Raw genomic sequence first — 25,556 nt, forward strand, 5'->3', positions numbered from 1 at the left:
ATCCTCGATTCACTTGCAGGGACGCATTGCCGATGCCGGCGGAAGGAAGTCGTTCGTGTAGTACGACTTCGGGTCGCGCCCCGCCGGCAGCAGACCGACCTGCGAGAGCAGATCCTGCGTCTTCACCCATTGCGCGTCTTCCGCCTTGCCGATGAATTTCGCGCCGCCGCTGCAGAACAACGGCGTGATCGCCGCCATTTCGGCCGTGGCCGTCTTTTCCGACATGTTCGGGAAGACCGCCTTGAGATCCTTGACGGCCTTGGCGGGGTTATCGAGCGCGAAGCTCCAGCCTTTCAGGCTCGCGGCGATGAACTTTTTGACGACGTCCGCGTTGTCCTTGAGATAGGCGTCGTTGGCGAAAATCGACGTGCTGACGGTCGGCACGCCGTAATCCGCAAAGCGGAAGTTCGTCAGTTGCGCGCCCTGCGCTTCGAGCTGGATCTGGTACGAGTCGATCGAGCCGAGAATGGCATCGACCTGGCCCTGAAGCAGCGTCGGCACCATCGACGTCAGCGGCATGTTGATCAAATTGACGTCCGATTCCTTGAGGCCGTTGGCTTTCAGGAAGAGCGGGAGCATCGTCGTCTGCGACGACCCCGACGGCACGCCCACTTTCTTGCCGACGAGATCCTTGATGGAATTGATATTCGACTTCTTCAGCGCCGAGACTTCGTTGGGATTGGACTGATAGATCGTCGAGATCACTTTCATCGGCGCGCCCTTCGCGATGAGCTGGCTCACCGCGACGGCGTCGGCATAACCGATCTGCACGCGGTTCGTGGCGACGAGCTGGGCGGTCGTGCCCGATCCATTGCCTTCGACCAGCGTCACATCGAGACCGGCTTCCTTGTAGTAGCCCTCGGTGAGCGCGGCCGCGAATCCCGCATTCGCGCCTCCCGCGACCCAGTTCAGTTGAAACGTGACGGGGGTCGCGGCGAGCGCGACGCCGTCGGCGCCGGTAAGCAACGCTGACGACACAGCGCTTGCGACCAGCAGGCGGCTGATGAAACGACGCATCTTTTAGTCTCCTTGACTTCCGATAGGGGATCGACCGTGTCCGGCCGTGCATTCAATCCGATTCGCGCATCAATTCATGTCCCGCTGCCACGGCGTCATGGCCCATTCGGCGAACTCGACGATGTAGTTGATCGCAATGCCGATGAACGTGAGCACCGCGATCACCGCGAAGGTCAGGCCGATATCCAGCGTGCTCGTGCCGCGCAGCAGCACATAGCCGAGCCCCTTGTTCGCCCCGACGAACTCGGCGACGATCGCGGCCGTGGCGGCGATGGTGGCGGACGTTTTAATGCCCGAGAAGATCACCGGCAGCGCGGCGGGAAAGCGCAGGTAGCGGAACGTCTGCCACGAGCTGGCGCCCATGGACTGCGTGAGGTAGAGCAGCCGGTTGTCGAGAATCTGAAAGCCGCTGATGCTCGCCAGCAGCAGCGGGAAGAAGGTCATCAGCACCGTCAGCAGCACCTTCGACTCCATGCCGAAGCCAAGCCACACGAGGAACAGCGGCGCAACCGCGATCTTCGGTACGAGCTGCAGGAACATGAGCGGCGGATACACCACTTGCTTGGCGAGCGGCGACAACGCGATCACGAGCCCCACGGGAATCGCGGTCACGATCGTCAATCCGAAGCCCCAGACGATTTCCGTCACCGTGACGATCGAGTTGGTCCAAAGCTGCGGATATTCCTCGACGAGCCGCGAGAAAACCAGGCCCGGACCCGGCATGACATAGGGCGGAATGTCGAAGAGACGGACCGCCGCCGCCCAGATGGCGATGATCGCGACGAACGTCAGCGGCGGCAGCATGTTCCAGCCGATGCGCCTGATCTTGCGCATGCCGGAGGACCGACGCGGCACGGGGCGTTCATCGGCTGCTGGCTGCCCCGCGTTTCGGCTTTGTAGACCGTCGACCTGACGCGAAGATAACTTCATGGACATCGGTGTCTCCTTCTGCGAGTGGCGTGCAAAACGTTCGTTCGTTTCAACACTTCTGAGGCGGGGAATGCGGCAAGATCTTACGTCGTTCGTTGATTGAACTGTATTCCATCTTGAATGCTTGATGGGTAGGGAATTTCCCGCATCGCCCATTTCTATAGGGTTTACCCGTGCAAGCAATCGACGGTATGGCCGTTGATATACTCGACCACCCCGCGCCCGTCCGACCATTCCTATCCATGGCGAAGAAGAAAGCTGCACCCTCAGAAGAAGCCGGGAAGCGTTCACGCGCATCGGGCGTGACCTTGCGCGATGTCGCGCGCTTTGCCGGCGTGTCATCCGCGACGGTTTCGCGGGTCATGAACAACCCGGACGTCGTATCGGAAGAACTGCGCGCGCGCATCATGGTCGCGATCGATCACCTTGGCTGGGTGCCGCACGCGGCCGCGCGCGCGCTTGCCACTCACCGGACCGGCACGATCGGAGCGGTGTTTCCGACCCTGGCGAACGAGCATTTCGCCACCGCGATTCAGAAGCTGCAGGAGTCGCTCGAACAGGCCGGCTATACGCTGCTGCTCGCGTGTTCCGAGTACGACCTCGAACGCGAATATCGGCAGGTCAGAACGATGCTCGAACGGGGTGTCGACGCCGTCGTGCTCGTGGGCGAAGCGCATCATCAGGATTTGCAACCGTTGCTTTCGCAGCGGCGGATTCCCTTCGTCAACACGTTCGTGTACCGGGAAGGCAGCGAGTCGTTGTGCGTGGGCGTGGACAACCATCAGGCCTTTTTCGACTTCACCACGTATCTTGTCGGCCTGGGACATCGTCGCTTTGCAATGCTTTCGCAAGACTCCGATACCAACGACCGGGCACGCGCCCGGCGCGAAGGCGTGCGCGATGCCCTCGCCGAACATGGACTGGGCATGTCCGCGGCTCATATGGTCGAGGGCTTCTGGGGCGCGCGAGTCGGGCGGGCGCTTTTTTCAAAAGTGATGAGCACGCCGCAACCGCCGACCGTGGTGATCTGCGGCAACGGTTCTTTTGCGATGGGCGCGATGCTCGAAGCCATGCAACGCGGTTACGACATCCCGCGCGACTTGAGTCTCGTCGGCTTCGACGATTTCGAACTGATGTCGGAACTGCCTATACCGATCACCACCGTGCGCGTTCCGAGCGCCGAAATCGGGACGCTCGCCGCCGGGATGATTCTCGCGGAGCTGGCGGAAAAGGGCAGCGCGCGCAGCATCAAATGCGAGGCGGAGATCATCGTGAGAGCGTCTTCCGGCGCGCCGCCGAACGCGCGTCGAAAACGCGGCGTGGCGGATAGATAACATTCATCCGATCGCCACTTCCTCGAGCAGCCAGTCCTTGAAGGCGATCACCGCCGCGCTTTCGCTGCTTTCTTTGCGGTGAACGAGGTAGTACGCCAGTTCACAGGTCTGCACGGCGTCGAATGGCCGCACGAGACGGCCCTCCGCCAGATCGCGCGCCACCAGTGTCGTGCGGCCGAGCGCGACGCCGTTGCCGGATATCGCCGTCTGGATGCTCATGGCGGAGTCGTTCAGCCGAAGTCCACGATCGGTGTCCACGCCATCGCGCACACCGGCGTGCAGGAGCCACGAACGCCATGTCGGAAACACGCCGGACTCGCGCATCGACGTGTCGTGAATCAATGCGTGATGTTTGAGATCGAGCGGGGTCTTCAACGCGCCGCGTCCTTTGAGCAGCGTCGGACTGCAGACGGGAAAGAACTCGTCGCGCAACAGAAAGGTCGAGACGAGCTTGGGCCAATTGCCGTCGCCGTATCGAATGCCGACGTCGATACGCTCGGCGGTGAAGTCGACCAGATGCCCGCTGGTATCGATACGCAGATCGTAATAAGGATGCTTGCGTTGAAACCGCTCGACGCGCCATAGCAGCCATTTGTCCGCGAAGGCCGGAGGCACCGTGACGGTGAAGGTGATGCGCGACTTGCTCGCCTTCAGTCGCTCGACGGCGCTCGACAGCAGATCGAATCCGCCCTGCAGATCGGCGAGCGCACTGCTTGCGGCATCGGTGAGCGTCAGCCGTGACGCGCCCGATGTGGAACGATGAAACAGTTCCACGCCCAGATAATCTTCCAGCCCACGAACCAGTTGGCCGACCGCGGCGGGCGTCACGTTCAGCTCCGCGGCCGCCGCCGCGTAGCTGAGGTGACGCGCAACCGCTTCGAAAGCTCGCAGTGCATTGAGATTGGTGGGCGCGCGCATGAGGATCGGGGCAATGGGTTCGATGCGGCCACTTTACTCTGCGGCACGCCCGGCGCGCGCGTCAGATCTGCGACAGGCCGCCATCGACCACGAGTTCCGCGCCGGTCATGTACGACGCGTCATCGCTTGCGAGGAACAGCACGGCCCGGGCGATCTCGTCCGGCCGGCCGACGCGCTTGAGCGGCACGGCGGCGGCGAGCGCTTCGCCGGTCTTGCGCAGTTCGTCTTCACCGAGGCCGAGCTTGCTCGCGAACGGCGTATCGATCGGGCCGGGGCTGACCGCGTTCACGCGAATCCCGCGCGGCGCGAGTTCGGCGCCGATCGACCGCACCAGCGAGCGCACCGCCGCCTTGGTCGCCGACAGCACCGAGAGTCCGGGCGTCCCGACGCTGTTGAGAAACGAGGTGGTCACGACGATGCTGCCACCATCGCGAAGGTACGGCGCGCTCTTCTGGATCGTGAAGAAAAGACCGCTCACGTTCAAGGCGAACTGCTCATCGAACTGCGCCGGCGTTACATCGGCGAACGGCGCCGCTGTGCCCGCGCCCGCGTTGGCGAACACGATATCGATCGCGCCGTGGACTTCGATCGCTTCCGCCACCGCGCGGTCGATCTGCGCCGGATCGCGCACGTCGGCGCGCAGGACCGTGGCGGCGTCGCCGAGTTCGCGTTGCGCGTCGGCAAGGCGCTTCTCGTTGCTGCCGAAGACGATGACTTTCGCGCCTTCGTCGATGAACAGCCTGGCCGCCGCGAGGCCGATGCCTGACGTACCGCCCGTGACGAGTGCCACCTTGTTTGCGAGTTTCATGATGTCCGTCCTTCGATGTCGTTGAAGAGAGATCGGAAGCAGTGCTGCTTTCCGGTGACTCAATGATCGGTCTCCCAAGACGCCGAAGCAAACGAGAAGAAGTGCGCCACCGGAATAGAAAAACTATCCGGCTCGCAGGCGCTGCTTGTCTGCTTGCCTGCCGCCCATGCGTGTGCAATACTGAACCAAATGGCTCAGTATTCTCAAACAGATCGCTTCGACGTCTCCTTCGCCGCGCTCTCCGACCCGACCCGGCGCGGCGTGCTGGAGCAGTTGATGCGCGCCGACGCGTCCGTCACGGACTTAGCCGAGCGCTTCCACATGACGCTGACCGGCATGAGGAAGCACATCGGCATCCTGGAGCGGGCGGAACTCGTCACCACGGAGAAAGTGGGGCGCGTGCGCACCTGCAAGCTGGGTTCGCGCCGTCTGGAAGAGGAGTCGGCCTGGATCGAAAACTACCGCCAGATGTGGGCCGCGCGCTTCGACGCGCTGGACACGGTCATCGAGGAACTCAAACGCAAGGAGCAACGTGATGGTCGCAAAAAGAGAGAATGAACCCTCCCCCGCGCGCAACCGCACGACGTCGGAACGCAAGTCCGATCGGGAAATGGTCATCACGCGCGTCTTCGACGCGCCGCCGCGGCTGGTGTTCGAAGCGTGGACCACGCCCGAGCTATTCAGGCAGTGGTGGGTGCCGAAGTCGAGCGGCGCGACCCTGCTGTCCTGCGAACAGGATGTCCGCGTCGGCGGCGGCTATCGCCTTGAATTCGCGCACCCGAAGGCCGCGGCGCCCCTGGCGTTCTTCGGTAAATATCTCGAAGTAGTACCGAACGCGCGCCTCGTCTGGACCAACGAGGAAAGCGAAGATGGCGCCGTGACCACGGTGACCTTCGAAGAGCAGGATGGCAAGACGCTATTGGTGATGCGTGAGCTGTATCCGTCGAAGGAAGCGCTCGACGCCGCCATCGAAGGCATGGACGAAGCGATGCCCGAGACCTTCGAGCAACTCGACGCGTTCCTGCTTGCGCGCGGCGCGAGCGTGTAACCAGGCTAAAACTCAGCCCTTGCCAAGCGGCGGCCGGCTCGGGAAGCCGGCCATATTGCTCAGTTGGGCCAGTTCGTTGGCCGCCTCGCGCAGCAGCGCCGAGTATTCGTGAATCTTCCCGGCCGTCAGCCGCTTGCGCGGACCGGCCAGGCTGATGACGCCGACGCAGCGCGAGCCGCTCACCACGGGCGCCGCCACCGCCGACATGCGCGGGGCGAACACCTCGTCGATCATCGCGTAGCCACGCACGCGCGCGGCGTGCAGAAAACCCAGCAGCGCCTTGAGCGTCGTCGGCGCATTGGGTCCGAACTCGTTCGGCTCGCCGAAGCCCTGCTTCAGCACCAGCGCGACCGCCTGTTCGTCGGTCATCGTCATGAGCCACGCATGCCCGGTCGACGTGCATGAAAGCCGCGCCGCCTGACCCATGTCGGGATCGTAGCGAAAGCCCGTGCGCTGTCCGTCCGCCTTCCCCACCCAGATGATCGCTTCGCCGTCCACGAGCGACAGCCGCGCCAGTTCGCCGGTCTGCGCCGCGACGCGTTCGATGATCGGCTGGGCGATATCCGCGATGCCGGTCAGGCTCAGGAATTCCAGCCCGTTCGACGTCATGCGCATGGTCAGGAAGTAGCGGCTGTGATCGACCAGTTGCCTGACATAGCCGCTTTCGACGAGATCGGCGAGCAGGCGATGGCACGTACTGCGCGGCAGGCTCAAAGCGTCGGCAATGGCCACGAGGCCCGCGCCTTCACCTTGCGACGCGAGGAAATCGAGAATTCTCAGGCCGTTTCTAAGCGACATCGCCAGTGGGTTTTCAAGATGTGAAATGCAGTTCCGGTGCGGAACGCTCCGCCCTCGAAGCGCAAACAATAGCACCTGTTCGTGGCCGGAAACGAACGCTTCATATCTAAAAAATGGGAGACGCCAATGTCAGTTCCTGCTGACTCAGACATCGCCGCGGGCACACGATCCGCGCACACTCACTTGATGGCGCGCCGCGCGGTGGCGGGCGCCACCGTCGGAACGGCGCTGGAATGGTTCGACTTCGCGTTGTACGGCGTCGTCGCGGCCACCATCTTTCCGAAGCTGTTCTTCCCGTCGCTCGATCCGACCGCCTCGCTGCTGGCGTCGCTGGCGAGCTTCTGGGCGGGGCTTGCCGCGCGCCCGCTCGGCGCGGTGATCTGCGGCATGCTCGGCGACCGCTGGGGACGCCGCAACCTGATGCTGGCCACTGTGTCGGTGATGGGCGTGTCGTCGTTCCTGATGGGGCTGCTGCCCACCTACCAGCAAGTCGGCATTCTTGCGCCGACGCTGCTGGTCTCGCTGCGCATCGTTCAGGGGTTCGCGCTCGGCGGCGAATCGACGGGTGCGCAACTGATGGCGGTCGAACATGCGTCCGCGAAGAAACGCGGCTTGTATTCGGGCCTGCTCGGCATTTGCTCGCCGCTCAGCCAGATCCTCGCCAATTTCGCCCTCTTCGCGCTGTCCAGTCTGCTTTCGGCCGACGACTTCGAATCGTTCGGATGGCGAATCCCGTTCCTCGCGAGTTTCGTGCTCGTGCTGCTGGGCATCTATATCCGCATGAAGGTCAGCGAGACGCCGGCCTTCGAGGCGCTCAAGCAGAAAGGCGAAGGGGCGCGCGCCGCGAATCCGCTCGGCGTCGTCTTCAAGTTTCACTGGCGCACCGCGCTGCGTCTCACGCTGTTCTTCTGCGGCCCGGCTGCGCTGTTCTATCTGATCGTGGTGTTCTCGCTCAGCTATCTCACGAAGAACCTCGGCGTGCCCAAGCAGACCGGCTTCATGCTCCTGATGGTCGCCAATGTCTGCGCCATCGTGGGTGCACTGGCGGGCGGCTATCTGAGCGACCGGATCGGGCGCAAGCGCGCGCTCCTGATCGGCTCGTTCTGCACGCTGGTCTGCTGCCTGATCTACTTTCCGATCCTCCAGCAACACTCCGTCGCCATGACGATGGCCGTGATGGGCGCCTTCCTCGGCTTCACGCAGTTTCAGAGCGGCATCCAGCCGGTCTGGTTCGCGGAGTCTTTCCCGACCGAGGCGCGCTACACGGGCTCTGCGCTGTCGTACTCGGGCGCGAATCTGCTGACCGGCGGGCCGATGCCGATCGTCGCGGTCGCGCTGCTCAACGCCTTTCACGGTTCGCCGTGGGCCATCGTCGCGGTGTGCGGCTCGCTGAACCTGCTCTCCTTCATCATGATCGCGACGTCGCGGGAAACCAAAGACACGGCCCTCGAACGTAGCGCTACCCACTGAAACCATGACTCGCAAACTCTACATTCTCAACGGCTCCAATCTGAACATGCTCGGCGTGCGGGAGCCGCACATTTACGGCAATACGACGCTGAAGGACATCGAACAGAACTGTCTCGCGCTCGCCGAAGATCTCAAGTTCGATTGCATCTTCCGCCAGACCAACAGCGAGAGCCAGCTGATCGACTGGATTCAGGAAGCATTCCTTCAGGATGCCGCGCTGATCATCAACCCGGCGGGCTTTTCGTTCGGACGCATTCCGGTGCTCGACGCAGTCAAGCTGATCCGCCGCCCGGTGGTGGAAGTGCACATCACCAACATCCACCGGCGCTCAGAAGAGTACCGTCACTCGACGATCTCGGTGGCCGCCATCGCGGTGATCTGCGGAGCCGGCGCGAATGGCTACTTGCTGGCGATCCGCGCCGCCGACGATCTCTGGGGAGGCTGATCCGGCGTCACGTGTGAACCGCCGCCCGCGTTTTTTTCACATGGCCGGAATCGCGAAGGTCGCCTGGCCAAAGAACGCGGGCGGTGCGTCGAGGGAACGCGTCCCGTCGATGAACGCAAACTCCGATGCGAGAAACACCATGCCGGCGTGCTTGCGCATCGTCGTGAACGCGAGGCGCATGACGACATGATGGCCGTCGAGCGTGCGCCTGAACTGCGTCTTCACGGAGGTGATGAATGTCCGGCTCAGCACCTGCTCCTTGAAGTCCTGAAGATCGGTCGTCTTGATCGCCTGGCGAAATGCGTGAGGTTCATCGTCGACGACCAGATCGGCGATCGTCAGAAAGGCGAGCTGATTGAGACAGAGCAACGATTCCACCGCGTTGAAGTGACCCGTCTGCGATCCATAGAAGGTGTAGGGCACGCAAACTTCGGCGAGTGCAACGAGTTCTTTATCGAACGACATATCGCGGAACGCTCGGCCGATATACACGCATTCGGGCTTATAAGGTTCGAGAATGTTATCTCTCAGATACGCAGGGATGGCTCGAAAGTTATCGGACTGGAATGCGTGAGAGCCAAGCGGTTTAAGTGGCGCGAGCATGATGTTTTCTCCTGTTTCGTACAGGAAAAATGTAGGTCCGAAGAATTAGCCGGAAATGATCGCCCGCTCATCGCCGGCCGGAACGTGCTGCGTCAGCGTCCAGCCGAGGCCTCTCACGTTACGGATCAGATCGCGGCCGAAGCGCTTTCTCATTGCGTGGATCAGCACGTCGATTGCATTGCTTTCCACTTCCCTGCCCCAGCTATACAGGCGCTCTTCGAGTTGACCGCGCGAAAGAATGGAACCGCGCCGCTCCAGGAAGGCATGCATCAAGGCGAATTCACGCGCCGAGAGCGTCGATTCGATGCCGTTATGGCGGATCGTTCGCTTGTCGAGGTCGAGATTGAGCACGCCGTCGCCGATGCACGATGTCGCATAGCCTGCCGCGCGACGCAGCACGGCGCGAATGCGCGCGAGCACTTCGCGCGAATCCAGCGGCTTGAGCAGGCAATCGTCGGCGCCGGTATCCAGGGCGCGTGCGCGCATTCCGGGGTCGTCGTGCGCGGTGAGCAGCAGCACGGGAATGCGGTTTCCGGCGGCACGCGAGGCCTTCAGGAAGTCGATGCCGCCCAGCCGCGGAACCGACGCGTTCAGCAGCACGACGGCGTAATAGGCGGACGCCATCGCGCTCCGGCCGGACTCGCCGTCGCGCACCCAGTCGACGCCGTAATCCGCGCCCCGCAATGCGGAGAGCAGCTTACGACCCGCTTCGAGATCGTTCTCAATCAGCAGGACTCGCATGTTTCCCTCTATGCATGATCTTGAGCAGCCGGCTCGCTTGCGAGCGGTGGGTCGCTCATCCGATGTGTCGAGAACGCAGTCTGCCGGCTTCGCGAACGCGGGAAAAATACCGTCTTTCAATGGCCGTATACGCAGCCGATATAGCTAATCATCTGAACTTTTTATCGCGCGATGCCGCGTTGCTCCTGAAAGGCGGTTGACAAAGAGGCGCTTCGCGGCGAAGGTGAGCCGTCTTGCCTCCCTCAACGGCTCGCAGCTTGTTCACCTACAGGCCGCCATGAAACTTCGACAATTGCGGTACTTCGTCACCGTCGTCGATGCCGGCAGTTTTTCGCGCGCGGCCCAGATCGCGCACGTCGCTCAGCCGGCGCTGAGTCTGCAGATCGCCGATCTCGAGGAAGCGCTTGGCGTCGTGCTGTTGCAGCGAACGCCGCGCGGCGTGAACGCGACCGCCGCGGGCAAGCGGGTGTACCTCGAAGCCACGGCGATCCTCCGGCGCATCGATCGTTTGCGCGAGGTGGCGCTCGGTCAGGGCGAGGACATCGAAGGCAGCGTGCATATCGGCATGTCGTCGACGCTGGCTGCGCGGTTCAGCGGGCCGCTGATCGCAGCGTGCCGAGATGCCTTGCCGAAGGTGCGGCTCACGTTTTCGTCCGCGGGCAGCGCACGGCTCGCGGCGCGCCTGCGCGACCATTCGCTCGATCTCGCCGTGCTGTTCGAGTGCGCGCCTTCTCCCGACTACGTCACCGTTCCTCTGCTTCAGCGACGCCTCTATCTCGTGCGTCGCGCAAGCGGAAGCGTCATGCCGGCATCGATACGTCAGGAACAACTGGCCGATCTCCAGCTCGTGCTGGCGCGCCCGCCCAATGTCGCGCGCACGGTCGTCGACCGCATGTTCGAGCAGGCGAAGATCGAACCCCTCGTCGCCGCGGAAGCGGACGTGATGAGCGACATGCTGGCCGCCGTGCAGGCCGGGGTCGGCGCGACGATCCTGCCGCTGGACAGCACGGATGAACTGCCGGGCAAGGCCGGTCTCGTCTCGCAGGTCATCGAGCCCGCCGTCTGGATGACGGCCTGCATCGTGTCCTCCGCTGACGCACCGCTCGGTGCGGCGGGCGAAGCGGTGCGCGACTTCATCGTCGAGTTCATCGGCAAGCAGTCGGGCGGCCAGCCCGCCGAGGCGACGCCATCGGACGACGAAGGTTCCGGCGATTAGCTATATCGGCCGCGTATACCGCCATTGAAAGACGGTATTTTTCCCGCTCGGCGAAAAACAGCAGACTTGCTCCCAACGCATCGGAAGGACCACATGTCGTGGTCCGATGCAACGGGAGAAGCGAAATGGCAAAGCTGATTTACCGCATCGTGTCGGCCTGCGGCGCGCTGGGATATGGATTTCCGAAGGAATCGCTGCAAACGGCCATGACAGGCCGCGTCGATGCGGTGATCTCCGACGCCGGCTCGATGGATGCGGGCCCGTACTATCTCGGCGCGGGCACGCAGTATTTCGAGCGCGAGGCCGTCAAGAACGATTTTCGTCAGATGGTCGAAGCCGGCAAGCGGATCGACGGCCCCGTGATACTCGGCAGTTGCGGCATGGCGGGCGGCGACCGCAACCTCGAATGGATGCTCGACGTTGCGCGCGAAGTGTTCGAGGAACTGGACGTGCGCGACGCGAAAGTCGCCGTGATCCATAGCGAACTGGATCCCGCTGTCGTTATCGACGAACTGCGCGCGGGCCGGTTGCGTCCCGTCGGCGCGGGTCCGGAGTTGAGCGAAGCGTCCTTGCGCGACAGCACGATCGTCGGTCAGATGGGCATCCATCCGATTCTTGCCGCACTCGAAAGCGGCGCGAAGTATATCTTCGCCGGCCGTTCATGCGACGTGGCGCTGTTCGCCGCCGACATGATCCGCCGCGGCATCGCGCCGGGGCTCGCGTATCACGTCGGCCATGTGCTCGAATGCGGCGCGCTGGCATGCGACCCCGGCTCGCCGTCCGACTGCCTCGTCGCCGAAATCTACGACGACGGCAGCGCCGTGTTCACCGCGCCGAACGACAGCCGCCGCTGCACGCCGTATTCGATCGCCGCGCATTCGCTGTATGAGGAATCTCATCCGCAGTTGCAGTTTTATCCGGAAGGCGTGCTGGCGATGGCAAGCACGGCATTCTTTGCCGTCGATGCACGCAGCGCCGGCATCCGCGACAGCCGCTTCTATCGCACGGGCAAGCCCTGGCCGCTCAGCATCAAGCTGGAAGGCTCGCGCCGCGTCGGCATGCGAAAGGTCTCACTGATTCATCTGCGCCCGGGCGATATGCACAGCATTCCCGCCGATGTCCTCGTCTATGGACGCAACGGCGTGGAGAAGCGGCCCGCCGGATCGAATGAACGCGAACTCGGCATCATCGTGCAGACGCGTGCGCGCACGCCCGAGGCGGCAACCATGCTGGCCAGTCTGCTCACGCACTATCTGATCCACTACGGCTATGCCGGACGCGAATCGACAGCGGGCAACATCGCGTATCCGCTTTCGCCGAATCTGGTCAGCTTCCGCTATGAAAACGGGACGTATGGCGCGATCGTGCCGAGCGGCACGCGCGACCCGATCTTCATCGCAAAGTACGCAACGATCCGGCAACAGGTCGTGGAACTCGTTCGCCGCGAGTTTCCGGAGGCGCTCGCCGATGCACAGTACGAATTCGTCGAAGCGGACGCCGAGCGTCCGGTGGCATTGCTGCGCACGATTCACGACGATGCCGCCGCGCTCGACACGCTGCACCGGGCGGAGATCGAACGCATTGCATCCGTCGCGCCGATGGGCGCCGGATCGCTGCTCGCGCTCGACGCCGCCGACGCCTATGAATGGACCCTCTTCCATCTGCTGCAAAACGAAGCGGTGATCCGCGAGCAGATGTTCCCCATCCGTCATTACCTTGCGAACGGAAGCGCATGGACCGAAGCGGGCGAGACGCGCGCAAGGTACTTCGACATCGGCGAGCCGGCGGGCACGGTGAATCTCGACGACCGGAGCCTGTCGTCGATCGAAGACGTGCCGCCGCAACGAGAGCCCATCGGAAAGCGACGCCTGCTCGACATGGCGCGCGTGATTCGCAGCAAGAACGCGGGCGTGAACCGGATCACGTTCGATGTGCTCTTCGTATCGAAAGAGATGTACGAGACGGCGTTGTACTCGAACATGTTCTGCGCGCGCAATCTCGCCGAGGAACTCGCGTACGACGTTTCTTCCATCGTCGGCGCTTACTTCGTCGATAACTGCAACGGGATCAAAGTGACTATCGAGCGGCCGATCATTTCCGCCTCGCGCAACGAACGAGATGTGTTCGGCGCACAGCAGCAGTCGCTGCTGGAACGGATGGTCATCCCGACGTATGCCGACGCCTTGTAAGCCACACGCTCAACCGATGGAGTTTCACATGTCCAAAGCATTCACCCTGACCGACTATCTTCTGGAGCGTCTTCGCGAACTCGGCGCGGATCGCGTGTTCGGCGTACCCGGCGACTTCACCCTTGCCATGCTCGACCATATCGGGCGCGACGGCCGTCTCCAATGGGTTGGCTGCGCCAACGAACTGGGCGCGGGGTATGCCGCCGACGGCTATGCCCGCGTTCGCGGAATCGGCGTTCTGTGCACGACATTCGGCGTGGGCGAGCTGAGCGCCATCAATGCGATTGCGGGCAGCTTCGCGGAGTACGTGCCCGTCGTGCATGTCGTGGGCGCGCCGTCGCGTGCCGTGCAGGCCGCGCGCAATTGCACGCATCACAGCCTGGGCACGGGCGATTTCGGGGTGTTCGAACGCATGGCGCACGAAGTGGTGTGCGCCCATGCCACGCTCGACGAACACGACGCCTGCGCCGAGATCGACCGGGTATTGCGTACCGTCATGTCGCAGCGTCGTCCGGGCTATATCGTGATGCCCTCCGATCTCGCGGATCTTCCGGTACGCGCGCCGGAAGCGCCGCTCGCGCGGTCGAGCGATACGACCGATCCCGATGCGCTGCGTCAGTTTTCACGCGACGCCCGCGCGTTGCTGCAACATGCATCGAGCGTGTCGCTTCTCGCGGACGTGCTGGTGCAACGAATGGGCGCGGAGCCGAATCTGCACTCGCTCATCGATGCCGGCGACATTCCGCACGCCACGCTGCTCTCGGGCCGCCGGGTCGTGAACGAAGAGCATCCCGCGTATCTCGGCACGTACAACGGCGCCGCGAGCGAGCCCGCGGTACGCGCGGCCATCGAGGAAGCGGAGGTGCTGATCAAGGCCGGCGTGCGCTTCACGGACCTGACGAGCGGCTTCTTCAGCCAGCATCTTGCCATCGACCGGTTGATCGACATCGGACCGCATGCGTCGAGCGTGGCCGGCAGGCAATACGGTCCGATCGAACTCGCCGACGCGCTCGATGCCTTGCATGCGGTCTTCGTGGACCGCGCGCCGTTGCCGCGCACGGAACGCCATCGGGTCGCCGGGCATCGACATGACGAAGCGCACGCCAGCGCGGCGCTGTCCCAATCGACGCTCTGGCAAACGGTGAGCGAAGCGCTGCGTCCGGGCGATCTCCTGATCGCGGAGCAAGGCACGTCGTTTTACGGGCTGGGCGCGCACCGCTTGCCCGACGACGTGCTGTTCATCGGCCAGCCGCTCTGGGCGTCGATCGGCTACACGCTGCCGGCGCTGCTCGGCGCATCGCTGGCGGCGCCGCGGCGGCGTCCCGTGCTGCTCATCGGCGACGGCTCCGCGCAACTGACGATCGCGGAACTCGGCACGATGATCCGGCAACACGTCAACGCGATCATCGTCGTCGTGAACAACGACGGGTACACGGTCGAGCGCGCGATTCACGGCGCCGACGCGGCCTACAACGATATCGCCCGCTGGGACTGGACCGCCTTGCCCGCCGCGCTGGGCAAAGGCCGATCCAGCTACAGCGCATGTGCTTCGACGCCCGCCGAGTTACGCGAAGCGCTCGCGTGCGCGCGCGCGTCGGGCGACCGGCTCTCGCTCATCGAGGCCGTCGTGCCGGGCATGGACGTTCCGCCGTTGCTGCGCGAGCTCGGCAAGGCCGCGGGCGCGGTCAACGAGGGGCCGGCGGGTCACGCGCCCACCGAAGCCGAAGCAGCGGGTTGAGCGGGCTTTCCTTGCGGTACGCGTGATGAAACGACAAGGCCCGGGAATGTGCATTCCCGGGCCTTGTCATTCGAGCCGATGCGCCCGCGCCGCCGCTATTGCCATTTCGCCTTTTTATGGCGATTGCGGCCAATAACGTCCCACAGCCTTTTCGACTCTTTCTGCGCCGACTTCGCGCCTTCCTCGTGATGGTGCTCTGCGTCGCCATGCCCGGCGGTGATGCTCCGCCTCGCGTGCCTGAACATTTCAGCGAGTTTCATTGCAACCTCCTTTCGCAGCGTGCGCGCCGCGAAATTTCAGTCTACTCCGGCTATCGAACGGCGTCGTCGCCTCTTTCCCGCTGCGAGGGAATGCGCCATTGCACGTTCAGCAGATGGTCGCGCATGCGGGCGGCGGCCGTTGCCCCATCGCGCTCGAGCATCGCCTTCACGACATCCTGATGCTGCATGGCGAAATGCCGGCGCGTGTCCTGATCGGCCGTCTTTTCGCGCGCGTTCGGCTTCATGCGCATGCCGTTGACCACGTCCATCAGCGCGATGATCGCGGGATTGCGCGTGGCCTGAGCAATGAGCAAGTGAAAGCGATGATCCCACTGCTGCCACTCGTCGTCGTCTTTCGCCGTGGCGTTGCGCCGCGCGCATTTCTCCAGTTCCGCGAGATCGTCGGGACTCGCCTTGAGCGTCGCCAGCTCGACGAACGCCGGTTCCAGCACGAGCCGCATTTCCGCGATGTCGGCCGGGCTCGACCCCGCGCGCAGGCTGCGCAGCGAAGCCGAAAATTTCAGCGGCCGCGCGCCCAGATACGTGCCGCGTCCGACGCCGCGCCAGACGCGCCCCGCCGCTTCCATCGACGCCAGCGCGGCGCGCAGATCGCGCCGGCTCATGCCGAGCGCTTCGGCGAGGCTGCGTTCGGGCGGCAGCGCATCGCCATCCTTCAGATTGTGCTGCGCGAGGTAATCGAGCAGCCTGTCGAGTGCGGATTTTTCCATGATCGAATGTGAACCAATAATCATTGGTTCAATGTATCAGAAACGCGACCGGGCCGCGCGGCATTGCTTTACTTTTTCTGTTCGCGTACGCTGCACACATATTTTGTATTTCATCGATCCGAACCAATCTGAATTGGTTCGCAAAAACGGACGAAAGCCATGAGTTTCACGACACGACCCGAGCTGATCGGCACATTCGGCATGGTGGCATCGACGCACTGGCTTGCCAGCGCTTCCGCGATGGCGGTGCTCGAAAAAGGCGGCAATGCTTTCGATGCGGCGGCGGCGGCCGGTTTTGTGCTGCAAATCGTCGAGCCGCATCTGAACGGGCCGGGCGGCGAACTGCCCGCCGTGTTCTATAGCGCGAAGGAAGACCGCGTGCGCGTGCTGTGCGGCCAGGGCGTGACGCCCGCCGCCATGACCATCGGGCGCATGAAGGAACTCGGCCTCACCGTGATGCCCGGCACGGGCCTGCTGCCCGCCGTCGTGCCCGGCGCGTTCGGCGGCTGGATGGCGATGCTGCGCGACTATGGCCAGTTGCCGCTCGAAGACGTGCTGAGCTATGCGATCGGCTATGCGGAGCACGGCTATCCGGTGCTGCCGCGCATGGCGTCGTCCATTCTCGCGATTCAGGATTTCTTCAGGCGCGAATGGCGCACGTCCGCCGAGCAATGGCTGCGCGACGGGGAAGCGCCGCGTCCGAACCATCTGTTCGCGAATCCCGCCATCGCGGAAACGTACAAGCGCATCCTGCGCGAGGCGAACACGCAAAGCGACCGCGCGGAGCAGTGCGAACGGGCGCGCATCGCGTTCTATCGCGGCTTCGTCGCGGATGCGATCGATCAGTACTTCCGCTCGACCGATGTTCTCGATACCTCGGGCCAGCGCAATCGCGGCCTGCTCGACGCCGCCGATCTCGCGCGCTGGGAGCCGACCTACGAAGACGCGGTGTCCTACGAATACGAAGGCCTCGTGGTCCACAAGACGGGACCGTGGGGGCAAGGCCCGATGTTCCTGCAACAGCTCGCGCTGCTGAAGGGTTTCGATCTCGCGAGCATGGACCCGCTCGGGCCGGACTTCGTGCACACGGTCATCGAGTGCTCGAAGCTCGCGTTCGCCGATCGCGATGTCTTCTACGGCGACCCGAACTTCTCCGACGTGCCGATGGACACGCTGCTCAGCGACGCCTACAACGACGCGCGCCGCAAAGAGATCGATCCGCGGCGCGCGTCGTTCGAATTCCGTCCGGGGCGTCTGCTCGACAGCGAAGCGCGCGCCGCGAAGATTCTCGCCAACGCGGGCCGCCAGCAGCCGGGCGGTTTCGGCCAGGGCGAACCCACCTTCGCGCCGCTGCCGGAATTGCGCGGCGACACCGTGCATCTCGATGTCGTCGACCGCTGGGGCAACATGGTGTCGGCGACGCCGTCGGGCGGCTGGCTGCAGGCATCGCCCGCGGTGCCGGGACTGGGCTTCAACGTGACCACGCGCGGCCAGATGTTCTGGATGGAGGAAGGCCTGCCCTCGTCGCTCGGACCGGGACGCCGCCCGCGCACCACGCTGTCGCCCACGCTCGTCACGCGCGGCGGCAAGCCGTATGCCGCGCTCGGCACGCCGGGCGGCGATCAGCAGGATCAATGGTCGCTGCAACTGCTGCTGCGGCACGCGCACTTCGGCATGAACCTGCAAGCGGCGGTGGATGCACCATCGTTCCAGACCGCGCATTTTCCCGGCTCGTTTTATCCGCGCGACATTCAGCTCGGCAAGATGTCGGCGGAAGGCAATTTTCCGCAAGCGACGCTCGACGCCCTGCGTGCACGCGGCCACGATCTCACCGTCGCCGAGCCGTGGTCGCTCGGACGCGTGTGCGCCGTCGGCATCCGCAACGGCCTGATGCGCGGGGCCGCCACGCCGCGCCAGATGCAGGCTTACGCGATCGGGCGCTGACGCCGAATTCACGGGAGAACATCGATCATGTCCGCTATCGCCGCCCGCCTCGAACGGCTGCCGTTATCCGGCTTTCATCGCAAACTGCTCATTATCGGCGGATGCGGCTATCTGTTCGACGGCCTCGATTCGTCGTCGCTCGCGTTCCTGCTTCCCGTCGTCAGCAAGCTGTGGAACCTGACGAGCGCGCAGACCGGGCTGGTCGCGAGCAGCACGTATATCGGCTATTTCTTCGGCGCGTTTTTGTCGGGCGTGCTCGCGGATATCATCGGCCGACGCCGCATCATGATGAGCGCGCTCGCGATCTATTGCGTCGCCTCGCTCGCGAGCGCCACCGCGCAAGACTGGCATACCTTCTTCGCGCTGCGAATCATTGCGGGCTTCGGCTCGGGCGCGGAGACCGTCGTGATCGCGCCGTTTCTCGCGGAATTCGTGCCGCGGCGCTATCGCGGCATGTTCTGCGGCGCGCTCGTCGGCTTCATGTCGTTCGGCTATCTGAGCTCGTCGATTCTCGGCTACACCGTCGTGCGCAATTTCCCGGACGGCTGGCGCTATCTCGCGGTCATCACCTCGCTGCCGGTCGTGATGCTGCTGTGGTGGCGCCGCACGCTGCCCGAATCGCCGCGCTGGATGGAAAGCCAGGGCCGCGTCGCCGAAGCGAACGTTATCGTCGACGATATCGAGGCGTGGTACGTGAAGCGCGGCTTCGAGCTCGCGCCGCTGTCGGCCGTGGGCGCGATTCCGTCCGCCGCCAAGGGCAGCGGCAGCGCGTGGCGCAACGTGAAGACGCTGTGGAGCAAGCGCCTCGCGGGCACGACGGCGGTGAGCTGGCTCATGTGGTTCGCCGTGGCCTTCGCGTATTACTCGTTCTTCTCGTGGATTCCGAGCCTGCTCGTCAAGGAAGGCCTCACGATCACGAAGAGCTTCGGCTTTTCCATCGCCATCTACGGCGCGCAGATTCCGGGCTATTTCTCGGCGGCGTGGCTCAACGAAAAGATCGGCCGCAAGGGCGTGGTGGCCTCGTACATGACGCTCGGCGGCATCGCGGCGATCATGCTGTCGCTCTCGCATACCGGCGTGCAGATCATGGCGGCGGGCATCTGCCTGTCGTTCTTCATGAACGGCGCGTTTGCGGGCGTCTACGCGTACACGCCGGAAATCTTCCCGACTTCGGTGCGCACCACGGGCACGGGATCGTCGTCGTCTTTCGGGCGCATCGGCTCGGTGAGCGCACCGATTCTCGTCGGCATCGTGTATCCGTCGTTCGGCTTCTTCGGCGTGTTCGCGATGACGACCGCCGTGTTGCTCGCGGGCGCGTGCGTGGTGTTCTTTCTCGGTATCGAGACGCGCAACCGCTCGCTCGAAGACATCGAAATCAACGGCGCGATCGAAGGCGATGCACGCGATCGCCTCGCACGCGGCTAGTCACGCGACTCACACGACTCACACGACTCACACGACGACGACATCATGCGCTACATGCAACTGACCGATCTTCAACGCCTCGCGCACGCGATGCGCGCGCCCGCCCAGCCATCGACATTGTTCGATGCGGTCGCCGCCGTTGCCGCCGAAACCATCGGCTTCCGTCTGTTCACGATCATGGCGTACGACGCGCGCCATCACGAAGTGGAGCGCGTCTACACCAACATGCCCGACGTCTACCCGACAGGCGGCCGCAAGAAGAAGCGCGGCACCGCGTGGGCCACGCAAATCCTGCAGGAAATGCGGCCGTTTCGCGGCGAGACCGCGCACGACATCCGCAATGCGTTCGACGATCACATGACAATGGCGAACATGGGCCTCGGCTCGATTCTCAACATTCCCATTGCCTATGACGGCGAGTGCATCGGCACGATGAATCTCACGCATGTCGAGCACTGGTACACGCGCGAGCATGAAGACGCGGGCGTGCTGCTCGGCTCGTTTCTCGCGCCCGCGCTGGTTGCGCGCATGCCGCTTTACGCCGATGCGGAGCCGCGCGCATGAACCGCGCGTCGTCTCCGGAAACCGGACGCTGGCTGATCGTCTTCGCGCTCGGCTATCTCGCGCTGCTCGTCGACGGCGCGGACGTCATGATGTACGGCCTCACGCTCACACGCATCAAGGCCGAATTCGGGCTCACCAATGTCGAGGCGGGCGCGCTCGGCAGCCTGACGCTCGTCGGCATGGCGGTGGGCGGCATTCTGGGCGGCTGGGCAAGCGATACGCTCGGCCGCGTGCGCGTGGTCGTGTGGGCGCTCGCGCTCTTCTCGCTCGGCGCGGGCCTGCTCGGACTCACGCATACCTTCGCCGAGTTCGCGCTCGTGCGCTTCATCAGTTCGCTCGGGATTGGCTGCATGGTGCTCGTGAGCACACTCGTCGCCGAATATGTGCCGACCGAGCGGCGCTCGCTGATTCTCGGCATTCTGCAAACGGGAATCTCGGCGGGTTATATCGTCGTGATCTCGCTCGCCAACTGGATCTTGCCGCACTACGGCTGGCGCATGCTCTTCTATGTCGCGACGATTCCGGTCGTACTCGCGTTCGCGATTCACTGGTTCGTGCCGGAGCCGCCCGGCTGGCGCGCAAGCATGGCGCTGCGGGCGGGCGCGCCGCGCGTGCGCCGTCCATGGCGCGAGAACCGTTATTACCTGATCTTCTCGGATCGCGAGGCGCGCAAGATGTTCATCCTGTGGGCGCTGGCATCCGTGTTTGCGTTGTCGGGCTTTTACGGGCTGAACAACTGGCTGCCGACTTATCTCGAGAAAGAACTGCACGTGCGCTTCGGCTCGATGGCGGGTTACATGATCGGCACGTATGTGGTCGCATTCATGGGCAAGATCGTCGCGGGCTGGCTCGGCGATGTATGGAGCCGGCGCGGCGTGTATGTGATCGGCTGCATCGGCGCGGCGTTGTTTTTGCCGGTCATCGTGTTTCTTCACACGCGCGAGAATATCGTCTGGCTGATGCTGTTTTTCGGCTTTCTCTATGGCGTGCCGCTCGGCACGATGGGCGCGTTCATGTCCGAGAGCTTCGCCACGCGTGTTCGCGGCACGGCCGTAGGCGGCTCGTATAACGTGGGGCGATTCTGCTCGGGCGCGGCGCCCGTGGCGATCGGGTTTATCGCTACGCAGTTCTCGTTCGGCGTGAGTTTCCTGCTGGTGGGCGCGGTGTTTTTCTTGAGCGGAATCTGTGCGGCCTTCATTCCGGATCGGCTTTACGACACCAGCGCGCGGCCGGACGATACCGATGTTTCGACGCCCTCGCGTGATGTGACTGGTGGCGCAACGGAGGCGCTTAATCCGCGTTAAGAGACGGCGGCTTCGGGCAACGATCAAGGAACTGATCGCGTATTCCCGACTCCGCCGCGCGGCCTGCCGGAACGCCTACGGCATGACCGGCAGGTGATAGGCCAGCGTCGGCGCCAGCAGCCACAGCATCGTCAGCACGAGCACCGTGCCGCAGATGAACTGCGCGAACGTGAATCCGACGAGATCCCGTGCCTTCAGTCCGAGAATGCCCAGCAGCGGCAGCATCCAGAACGGATTGATCAGGTTCGGCAGCGCCTCCGCCGCGTTATAGATCTGCACGGCCCAGCCCAGATGCACGTGCAGGTCGTTGGCCGCCTGCATCACATACGGCGCCTCGATGATCCACTTGCCGCCGCCCGACGGCACGAAGAAGCCCAGCACCGCCGAATACACGCCCATCACGAGCGCGAACGTATCCGTCGATGCGATGCTCACGAACAGCGTCGACAGATGATGCGTCAGCGAATCGCCCGCCGCGCCCTTGGCCGAAGTCAGCATGCTCGCAATCGCGCCGTAGAGCGGAAACTGGATCAGCACGCCCGAGGTCACGGGCACGGCCTTCGACACGGCGCGCAGAAAACGCTTCGGCCGCCAGTGCAGCAGCATGCCGAGCAGCAGAAAGATCAGGTTGTACGTGTTGAGCCCGGAAATCGCGATGAGCCAGTTCTTGCTCGCGAACTCGTTGATGACCCAGCCGCCGCCGAGCGCCACCAGCACGAGAATCAGCGCGGGGCTGTATTCGAGCCATTCGCCGGGGCGCTCGCGGGCGGGCAGCGCATCCTCGATCGTGTCGAGCGCGATGCCGAGATCGGCGGCGGTCTTCGCGCGCGCCGGGCCGGGCGCGGTCCACCACGCGATCAGCGTCGAGACGGCGATGAGCGCCCCGGCGATGCAGAGGCTCTGCCACAGAAACAGCGTCTCGCTGAAGGGAATGACGCCCGTGATCGGCAGCAGCGTCGCGGGAATGCTGGCCGGATTCGCCTGCAATTGCGCGGCCGACGAACTGAGACCCAGCGCCCAGGTCGCACCGATGCCCAGATACGCCGCCGCGCCCGCCGCGCGATAGTCCATGCGCAACGCCGAGCGACGCGCCAGTTCGCGCACCAGCAGGCCCGCGAACACGAGGCTGATCGCCCAGTGCAGGAGCGACGTCAGCACGCTGAGAAAGGCGACGTACGCCACGGCGGCGCGACCGCTTTTGGGCACGCGCGCCGCGCGCGTGACGAGCCGCGCAACCGGCGGTGAACTCGCGATCACGTAACCGGTGATCGCGACCATCGCCATCTGCATAGTGAAGGGGATAAGGCTCCAGAAGCCGTCCCCGAACGACACCGCCACCGCACGCGGCGACGCGCCGATCGCGAGTGCGCCCAGCGCGACCGCCAGCACCGTCAACGCGACGAATACGAAAGCATCCGGATACCACTTCTCGCACCAGGCCGTGACGCGCAGCGCGAAGCGTTCGAGCATGGGTGCATCGTCGCTGCGCGCGTGCGCAGGTACTACGTCTCTGCTGTCGACCGACATGTCTGTCTCCTTCCTCTGTCTGTGTTCTCTCGTGGAACGTGAGGACCGGCGCGCGCCTCAGGCGAGCGCCCGCTGCGCGAACGCCGATACGCCGAGCGTCGTTTCGAGCAGTTGCGCGGCGCCGAGCAATTCGAAATCGCCACGCGGACGGCCCAGCAGTTGCAGGCCGACCGGACGGCCGTCATCGGTCGTGCCGGCGGGAATCGAGATCGACGGGCAACCCGTCAGCGTCAGCACGAAAGTGAGATACATCCAGTCGATGTACGAATCGAGCGGCGTGCCGTCGATCTCCGTGGGAAAGCGCTGATCGACCGGAAACGGCGCGACCGCGACGGTCGGACACGCGAGCACGTCGTACTGCCCAAAAAACGCGCTCACGCGATTGAACAGCGCGCCGCGCAGACGCTCGGCGCGCGCGACATCTTCGCCGCCCTGCCGAAGGCCCTTTTCGATGTTCCAGACGATCTCCGGGCAGATGCGATCGCGCGCGGCGTCGAGCAGCGGCGCGCGCACCGCCGCGACGAGATTCGCGCGCAAGGTCTGGAACGCCTCGAAGCCGCCGCTGAAATCGGGGCAGCCGTCGTCGACCGCCGCGCCGTGCTCCGCGAAACGCCGTGCCGCCCGTTCGCAGATGCGCGCGACCTCCGCCTCCACCCGGCCGATGCCCAGATCCGGCGTGAAGCCGACGCGGCGCGGCGCGCGCGGACGGCGCACCGCTTCGACGAACGGCACCGGATTGCGCGGCCACGACAGCGGATCGCGCGCATCGAAATGCGCCTGTGCGTCCAGCATCAGCGCGACATCGGCGACGGTGCGGCCCATCGGGCCTTCGACCCACAGCGGATCGTAGGGCACGGGCGAGACCGGCCGCGGCACGCGCCCCACGCTCGGCCGCATGCCGACCACGCCGCAGTAACTCGCGGGAATGCGCAGGCTGCCGCCGAGATCGTTGCCGGTCGCGAGCCACACCATCTGCGAGGCGAGCGCCGCCGCCGAACCGCCCGACGAACCGCCGACCGAGAGCCGCGTGTTCCACGGGTTGCGCGTCGCGCCGAACACGGTGTTGAAGGTGTTCGCGCCCGCGAATTCCGGCACGTTGGACTTGGCGAGCGGAATCGCGCCGTGACGTTCGAGATTCGCCACGGTCAGATCGGATGCCGGCGCCACGTTGTCCCGGAAGATGGGCGAGCCGTAGGTCGTCGGCACGCCCGCGAGGTCGTTGTAATCCTTCACGGCAATCGGCAGGCCCGCGAGATAACCGGGCATCGCGAGGGTTTCGTCGTCGGGTTTCGGGAAGCGGCGCGCCGCATCGCGGGCCGCCTCGAAGCGACGCAAGGGCAGCGCGTTGATGTGCGGATCGACTTCCTCGATGCGCGCGATGGCGGCATCGACGAAATCGAGCGGCGAGGCTTCATGGCGTCGCAGCATCTCGACGGCCTGCGTCGCGCTCAGGGCGCACAGGCCTTCGGCCGCGTGTCGGGGAAGGATCGATGAAGTCGTGCGTGTCTCCGTGTGGGTCAGTCGGTGTCGAAGCGGATTGCCCGGCTCATCGGGTGTGATCGAGAATAGTCGCGTCGGTCGGCCCGCGGAAATCACTTTCCCGGATAAAGCTCATAAGCGCCTCTTCTGAGGCAGGACGCGAGAATCAGATGGACATTCGCCAGCTTCGAACCTTCGTGACCGTCGCGCGCTTCGGCAGCGTGACCAAGGCAGCCGAAGCGCTGCACGTGACGCAGCCGGCCGTGAGCGGCCAGCTTCGCAGTCTTGAAGAAGAGCTCGACGTACGCCTGCTGTCGCGCACGACTTCCTCGGTCACGCTCACGCAATGCGGCGAGGCGCTGCTCGGCCGCGCGGAAAAAGCCATCGAAACGTTCGGCGAGTTCGTTCACGCGGCGCGCGGCTTTCGCGGCCAGATCGAGGGCCGTTTGCGCATCGGCTTCGTGATGCTCGATCCCGCCGCGCTGCGCGTCGGCCCGCTGCTCGCGGAGATGGTCGCGCGGCATCCGGGCCTGAAGATCGACTTGCAGGTCGGCCGCACGAGCTGGCTGATCGATGCGCTGCGCAGCGCGGAAATCGATGCGGCGCTGCTGGTCTGCAAGAAACGGCCCGAAGGCGCGCACGTCAAGGTGCTGGATGAAATGACGTTTCGCCTCGTGGTGCCCGCGTCGTGGGAGCCCTTCGAGGACTTCGCGCTGGAACGCCTCGCGCACAAGCCGTGGATCCGCATGGCGCCGCGCAGCGGGCATCAGGAAGTGTTGAACGAGATTCTGCAAAGCGCGGCGATCAAGCCGGTCGAAACCGTCGAAGCCGATCACGAGCAGTTGATGCGCGCGCTCGTCGCGGCGGGCGTCGGCGTCGGTCTGATGCGCGAGGCGCTGGCCAACGAAGCGCGCGATGCCGGCGAAGCCGTGTTCTTCGGCGAGCACCGCGCGAGCACTCAGGTTGCGTTCGTCTATGCCGAAGGACGCAGCGGCGACCCGGCTATTCAGGCCGTATCGCAGGTGCTGGATCGTATCTGGCAGATCGCCGGCGCGAGCTGAGGCGCATGC

General features: G+C 64.4%; 24 protein-coding genes. 13 read left to right on the top strand and 11 right to left on the bottom strand.

Going from position 1 to position 25,556, the window contains the following annotated elements:
- Nucleotides 1-9 precede the first annotated feature (9 nt).
- Both AWB70_RS09355 and AWB70_RS09360 read right to left on the bottom strand, forming a co-directional pair.
- Nucleotides 10-1,017 (bottom strand): ABC transporter substrate-binding protein, encoded by a 1,008-nt coding sequence (locus tag AWB70_RS09355; RefSeq protein WP_053571954.1) that lies wholly within the window; start codon nucleotides 1,015-1,017, stop codon nucleotides 10-12.
- Nucleotides 1,018-1,086: 69 nt separating this feature from the next.
- Nucleotides 1,087-1,953 carry an ABC transporter permease gene (locus tag AWB70_RS09360; protein ID WP_053571953.1) on the bottom strand — a complete coding sequence of 289 codons (867 nt, stop codon included), beginning with the start codon at nucleotides 1,951-1,953 and terminating at the stop codon, nucleotides 1,087-1,089.
- Nucleotides 1,954-2,189: 236 nt separating this feature from the next.
- On the opposite strand from AWB70_RS09360, the gene AWB70_RS09365 reads away from it, so the two are divergent.
- Nucleotides 2,190-3,281: a LacI family DNA-binding transcriptional regulator gene (locus AWB70_RS09365; protein WP_053571952.1), complete on the top strand. Its 1,092-nt coding sequence runs from the start codon at nucleotides 2,190-2,192 to the stop codon at nucleotides 3,279-3,281.
- Between the two features lie 3 nt (nucleotides 3,282-3,284).
- Here the strand turns inward: AWB70_RS09365 and gcvA are convergent, their stop codons facing one another.
- Both gcvA and AWB70_RS09375 read right to left on the bottom strand, forming a co-directional pair.
- Nucleotides 3,285-4,199, bottom strand: coding sequence for a transcriptional regulator GcvA (gene gcvA / locus AWB70_RS09370; RefSeq protein ID WP_053571951.1), 915 nt, complete (start codon nucleotides 4,197-4,199; stop codon nucleotides 3,285-3,287).
- 61 nt (nucleotides 4,200-4,260) lie between these two features.
- Nucleotides 4,261-5,007 carry an SDR family oxidoreductase gene (locus AWB70_RS09375; RefSeq protein WP_053571950.1) on the bottom strand — a complete coding sequence of 249 codons (747 nt, stop codon included), beginning with the start codon at nucleotides 5,005-5,007 and terminating at the stop codon, nucleotides 4,261-4,263.
- A gap of 189 nt (nucleotides 5,008-5,196) precedes the next feature.
- On the opposite strand from AWB70_RS09375, the gene AWB70_RS09380 reads away from it, so the two are divergent.
- Both AWB70_RS09380 and AWB70_RS09385 read left to right on the top strand, forming a co-directional pair.
- Nucleotides 5,197-5,565, top strand: a complete 369-nt coding sequence (locus AWB70_RS09380) for an ArsR/SmtB family transcription factor (RefSeq protein ID WP_041733191.1) — start codon at nucleotides 5,197-5,199, stop codon at nucleotides 5,563-5,565.
- Nucleotides 5,543-6,055: an SRPBCC family protein gene (locus AWB70_RS09385; protein WP_053571949.1), complete on the top strand. Its 513-nt coding sequence runs from the start codon at nucleotides 5,543-5,545 to the stop codon at nucleotides 6,053-6,055. The genes AWB70_RS09380 and AWB70_RS09385 overlap by 23 nt, the downstream gene beginning before the upstream one ends.
- Nucleotides 6,056-6,067: 12 nt before the next feature.
- On the opposite strand, the gene AWB70_RS09390 is transcribed toward AWB70_RS09385, so the two are convergent.
- The gene (locus AWB70_RS09390; RefSeq protein WP_053571948.1) at nucleotides 6,068-6,853 is read right to left on the bottom strand and encodes an IclR family transcriptional regulator; all 786 of its coding nucleotides are present in this window, start codon (nucleotides 6,851-6,853) and stop codon (nucleotides 6,068-6,070) included.
- Between the two features lie 126 nt (nucleotides 6,854-6,979).
- Here AWB70_RS09390 and AWB70_RS09395 point away from each other — a divergent pair, with 126 nt between their 5' ends.
- A complete protein-coding gene (locus AWB70_RS09395; RefSeq protein WP_374730230.1) occupies nucleotides 6,980-8,323 on the top strand; it encodes an MFS transporter in 1,344 nt (447 codons plus the stop codon).
- A 4-nt stretch (nucleotides 8,324-8,327) separates the two neighbouring features.
- The gene (locus AWB70_RS09400; RefSeq protein ID WP_053571946.1) at nucleotides 8,328-8,768 is read left to right on the top strand and encodes a type II 3-dehydroquinate dehydratase; all 441 of its coding nucleotides are present in this window, start codon (nucleotides 8,328-8,330) and stop codon (nucleotides 8,766-8,768) included.
- A 36-nt stretch (nucleotides 8,769-8,804) separates the two neighbouring features.
- Here AWB70_RS09400 and AWB70_RS09405 read toward each other — a convergent pair whose 3' ends face one another.
- Together AWB70_RS09405 and AWB70_RS09410 are read right to left on the bottom strand one after the other, a co-directional pair.
- Nucleotides 8,805-9,371, bottom strand: coding sequence for an FcoT family thioesterase (locus tag AWB70_RS09405; RefSeq protein WP_075644320.1), 567 nt, complete (start codon nucleotides 9,369-9,371; stop codon nucleotides 8,805-8,807).
- A 45-nt stretch (nucleotides 9,372-9,416) separates the two neighbouring features.
- On the bottom strand, nucleotides 9,417-10,112 hold the full coding sequence (locus AWB70_RS09410) for a response regulator transcription factor (protein ID WP_053571944.1): 696 nt from the start codon (nucleotides 10,110-10,112) through the stop codon (nucleotides 9,417-9,419).
- Between the two features lie 277 nt (nucleotides 10,113-10,389).
- On the opposite strand from AWB70_RS09410, the gene AWB70_RS09415 reads away from it, so the two are divergent.
- From AWB70_RS09415 to AWB70_RS09425, 3 genes are all read left to right on the top strand, one after another.
- Entirely contained in the window at nucleotides 10,390-11,328 is a 939-nt protein-coding gene (locus AWB70_RS09415; protein WP_075644319.1) for a LysR substrate-binding domain-containing protein, read from the top strand.
- 125 nt (nucleotides 11,329-11,453) lie between these two features.
- On the top strand, nucleotides 11,454-13,517 hold the full coding sequence (locus tag AWB70_RS09420; RefSeq protein ID WP_053571942.1) for a DUF4387 family protein: 2,064 nt from the start codon (nucleotides 11,454-11,456) through the stop codon (nucleotides 13,515-13,517).
- Between the two features lie 28 nt (nucleotides 13,518-13,545).
- Nucleotides 13,546-15,255: an alpha-keto acid decarboxylase family protein gene (locus AWB70_RS09425; RefSeq protein WP_053571941.1), complete on the top strand. Its 1,710-nt coding sequence runs from the start codon at nucleotides 13,546-13,548 to the stop codon at nucleotides 15,253-15,255.
- Nucleotides 15,256-15,350: 95 nt separating this feature from the next.
- On the opposite strand, the gene AWB70_RS39175 is transcribed toward AWB70_RS09425, so the two are convergent.
- Both AWB70_RS39175 and AWB70_RS09430 read right to left on the bottom strand, forming a co-directional pair.
- A complete protein-coding gene (locus AWB70_RS39175) occupies nucleotides 15,351-15,515 on the bottom strand; it encodes a hypothetical protein (protein WP_014251836.1) in 165 nt (54 codons plus the stop codon).
- Between the two features lie 50 nt (nucleotides 15,516-15,565).
- On the bottom strand, nucleotides 15,566-16,243 hold the full coding sequence (locus tag AWB70_RS09430) for a FadR/GntR family transcriptional regulator (protein WP_053571940.1): 678 nt from the start codon (nucleotides 16,241-16,243) through the stop codon (nucleotides 15,566-15,568).
- 159 nt (nucleotides 16,244-16,402) lie between these two features.
- On the opposite strand from AWB70_RS09430, the gene AWB70_RS09435 reads away from it, so the two are divergent.
- The 4 genes from AWB70_RS09435 to AWB70_RS09450 are packed head-to-tail and all read left to right on the top strand — an operon-like array spanning nucleotide 16,403 to nucleotide 21,480.
- On the top strand, nucleotides 16,403-18,187 hold the full coding sequence (locus tag AWB70_RS09435) for a gamma-glutamyltransferase family protein (RefSeq protein WP_014251834.1): 1,785 nt from the start codon (nucleotides 16,403-16,405) through the stop codon (nucleotides 18,185-18,187).
- Between the two features lie 27 nt (nucleotides 18,188-18,214).
- Nucleotides 18,215-19,612, top strand: a complete 1,398-nt coding sequence (locus tag AWB70_RS09440) for an MFS transporter (RefSeq protein WP_053571939.1) — start codon at nucleotides 18,215-18,217, stop codon at nucleotides 19,610-19,612.
- A 45-nt stretch (nucleotides 19,613-19,657) separates the two neighbouring features.
- Nucleotides 19,658-20,176, top strand: a complete 519-nt coding sequence (locus AWB70_RS09445) for a GAF domain-containing protein (protein WP_053571938.1) — start codon at nucleotides 19,658-19,660, stop codon at nucleotides 20,174-20,176.
- The gene (locus tag AWB70_RS09450) at nucleotides 20,173-21,480 is read left to right on the top strand and encodes an MFS transporter (protein ID WP_053571937.1); all 1,308 of its coding nucleotides are present in this window, start codon (nucleotides 20,173-20,175) and stop codon (nucleotides 21,478-21,480) included. Before AWB70_RS09445 ends, AWB70_RS09450 begins: the two co-directional genes overlap by 4 nt.
- Before the next feature lie 75 nt (nucleotides 21,481-21,555).
- Here the strand turns inward: AWB70_RS09450 and AWB70_RS09455 are convergent, their stop codons facing one another.
- Nucleotides 21,556-23,007, bottom strand: coding sequence for a short-chain fatty acid transporter (locus AWB70_RS09455; protein WP_014251830.1), 1,452 nt, complete (start codon nucleotides 23,005-23,007; stop codon nucleotides 21,556-21,558).
- Nucleotides 23,008-23,064: 57 nt separating this feature from the next.
- Nucleotides 23,065-24,435: an amidase gene (locus tag AWB70_RS09460; protein ID WP_063786757.1), complete on the bottom strand. Its 1,371-nt coding sequence runs from the start codon at nucleotides 24,433-24,435 to the stop codon at nucleotides 23,065-23,067.
- A 221-nt stretch (nucleotides 24,436-24,656) separates the two neighbouring features.
- Between AWB70_RS09460 and AWB70_RS09465 the strand changes: the two genes are divergently transcribed.
- Nucleotides 24,657-25,547 (top strand): LysR family transcriptional regulator, encoded by an 891-nt coding sequence (locus tag AWB70_RS09465; protein ID WP_053571936.1) that lies wholly within the window; start codon nucleotides 24,657-24,659, stop codon nucleotides 25,545-25,547.
- Nucleotides 25,548-25,556: the final 9 nt, after the last annotated feature.

The organism is Caballeronia cordobensis (assembly GCF_001544575.2).
GTDB lineage: Bacteria > Pseudomonadota > Gammaproteobacteria > Burkholderiales > Burkholderiaceae > Caballeronia > Caballeronia cordobensis.

What these genes read in the sequence shown, in the direction of transcription:
- AWB70_RS09465 (WP_053571936.1), top strand. Translation starts at nt 24,657, where the DNA reads ATGGACATTCGCCAGCTTCGAACCTTCGTGACCGTCGCGCGCTTCGGC.
- AWB70_RS09375 (WP_053571950.1), bottom strand. Translation starts at nt 5,007, where the DNA reads ATGAAACTCGCAAACAAGGTGGCACTCGTCACGGGCGGTACGTCAGGC.
- AWB70_RS09385 (WP_053571949.1), top strand. Translation starts at nt 5,543, where the DNA reads ATGGTCGCAAAAAGAGAGAATGAACCCTCCCCCGCGCGCAACCGCACG.
- AWB70_RS09425 (WP_053571941.1), top strand. Translation starts at nt 13,546, where the DNA reads ATGTCCAAAGCATTCACCCTGACCGACTATCTTCTGGAGCGTCTTCGC.
- gcvA (WP_053571951.1), bottom strand. Translation starts at nt 4,199, where the DNA reads ATGCGCGCGCCCACCAATCTCAATGCACTGCGAGCTTTCGAAGCGGTT.
- AWB70_RS09420 (WP_053571942.1), top strand. Translation starts at nt 11,454, where the DNA reads ATGGCAAAGCTGATTTACCGCATCGTGTCGGCCTGCGGCGCGCTGGGA.
- AWB70_RS09435 (WP_014251834.1), top strand. Translation starts at nt 16,403, where the DNA reads ATGAGTTTCACGACACGACCCGAGCTGATCGGCACATTCGGCATGGTG.
- AWB70_RS09415 (WP_075644319.1), top strand. Translation starts at nt 10,390, where the DNA reads ATGAAACTTCGACAATTGCGGTACTTCGTCACCGTCGTCGATGCCGGC.
- AWB70_RS09390 (WP_053571948.1), bottom strand. Translation starts at nt 6,853, where the DNA reads ATGTCGCTTAGAAACGGCCTGAGAATTCTCGATTTCCTCGCGTCGCAA.
- AWB70_RS09405 (WP_075644320.1), bottom strand. Translation starts at nt 9,371, where the DNA reads ATGCTCGCGCCACTTAAACCGCTTGGCTCTCACGCATTCCAGTCCGAT.
- AWB70_RS09380 (WP_041733191.1), top strand. Translation starts at nt 5,197, where the DNA reads ATGGCTCAGTATTCTCAAACAGATCGCTTCGACGTCTCCTTCGCCGCG.
- AWB70_RS09450 (WP_053571937.1), top strand. Translation starts at nt 20,173, where the DNA reads ATGAACCGCGCGTCGTCTCCGGAAACCGGACGCTGGCTGATCGTCTTC.
- AWB70_RS09400 (WP_053571946.1), top strand. Translation starts at nt 8,328, where the DNA reads ATGACTCGCAAACTCTACATTCTCAACGGCTCCAATCTGAACATGCTC.
- AWB70_RS09360 (WP_053571953.1), bottom strand. Translation starts at nt 1,953, where the DNA reads ATGTCCATGAAGTTATCTTCGCGTCAGGTCGACGGTCTACAAAGCCGA.
- AWB70_RS09365 (WP_053571952.1), top strand. Translation starts at nt 2,190, where the DNA reads ATGGCGAAGAAGAAAGCTGCACCCTCAGAAGAAGCCGGGAAGCGTTCA.
- AWB70_RS39175 (WP_014251836.1), bottom strand. Translation starts at nt 15,515, where the DNA reads ATGAAACTCGCTGAAATGTTCAGGCACGCGAGGCGGAGCATCACCGCC.
- AWB70_RS09430 (WP_053571940.1), bottom strand. Translation starts at nt 16,243, where the DNA reads ATGGAAAAATCCGCACTCGACAGGCTGCTCGATTACCTCGCGCAGCAC.
- AWB70_RS09355 (WP_053571954.1), bottom strand. Translation starts at nt 1,017, where the DNA reads ATGCGTCGTTTCATCAGCCGCCTGCTGGTCGCAAGCGCTGTGTCGTCA.
- AWB70_RS09455 (WP_014251830.1), bottom strand. Translation starts at nt 23,007, where the DNA reads ATGTCGGTCGACAGCAGAGACGTAGTACCTGCGCACGCGCGCAGCGAC.
- AWB70_RS09445 (WP_053571938.1), top strand. Translation starts at nt 19,658, where the DNA reads ATGCGCTACATGCAACTGACCGATCTTCAACGCCTCGCGCACGCGATG.
- AWB70_RS09395 (WP_374730230.1), top strand. Translation starts at nt 6,980, where the DNA reads ATGTCAGTTCCTGCTGACTCAGACATCGCCGCGGGCACACGATCCGCG.
- AWB70_RS09460 (WP_063786757.1), bottom strand. Translation starts at nt 24,435, where the DNA reads ATGCTGCGACGCCATGAAGCCTCGCCGCTCGATTTCGTCGATGCCGCC.
- AWB70_RS09440 (WP_053571939.1), top strand. Translation starts at nt 18,215, where the DNA reads ATGTCCGCTATCGCCGCCCGCCTCGAACGGCTGCCGTTATCCGGCTTT.
- AWB70_RS09410 (WP_053571944.1), bottom strand. Translation starts at nt 10,112, where the DNA reads ATGCGAGTCCTGCTGATTGAGAACGATCTCGAAGCGGGTCGTAAGCTG.